The organism is Klebsiella sp. MS 92-3, assembly GCF_000195655.1.
GTDB classification, from domain to species: domain Bacteria; phylum Pseudomonadota; class Gammaproteobacteria; order Enterobacterales; family Enterobacteriaceae; genus Klebsiella; species Klebsiella pneumoniae.
In genome coordinates this window covers 1,427-1,853 of record NZ_GL882807.1, presented here as the reverse complement: position 1 = coordinate 1,853, position 427 = coordinate 1,427, and the positions used below count along the sequence as shown (strand labels likewise).

General features: G+C 58.1%; 1 protein-coding gene and 1 pseudogene. Both read left to right on the top strand.

Annotated features, from left to right (window positions below):
• Positions 1-24: 24 nt before the first annotated feature.
• A pseudogene (locus HMPREF9538_RS32865) lies at positions 25-105 on the top strand (hypothetical protein); the annotation flags it as partial.
• Positions 106-274: 169 nt separating this feature from the next.
• Positions 275-427: DNA polymerase III subunit theta (locus HMPREF9538_RS13995; protein ID WP_009485090.1), on the top strand; the 153-nt coding region annotated here is incomplete at its 3' end.

Sequence of the window (427 nt, the reverse complement as noted above, 5' to 3'; positions counted from 1 at the left end):
CCCCGCCGGTTAAGGAGAAAGCACATGAAACTTGCACCACAAAGCGGCGATATCCTGCGACAGTACAAAGCCCTGATTAATGCCCGCCGCCGCGATGCCGGGCAGGGGGGAACCTCTGCCGCTTCCGGCAGCGCGAAAACCCTGGCAGGCTGCGCCTGCCGGAGAGAGACGTCGCCGCGCCTCCGGCGCCACGCACTCTCCTCTTCGTTGTCAGTCGCTGTTGCCCGGGAATACGCGTATTATCAGGGATATCTTCCTGTAAAGCAGACCGGTGATGCATATGTCAAAGTGGAATATCGCAGCTTTTCCAAAAGAGAAGCAGGACAAAGTAGCCGTCGATAAGGTGGCCGCTGCCGTTGCCTGGCAGGAAAGGATGAACAAGCCTGTTGTGCCTGAGCTTGTTGAACGGGAACAGCCTGAACACCTG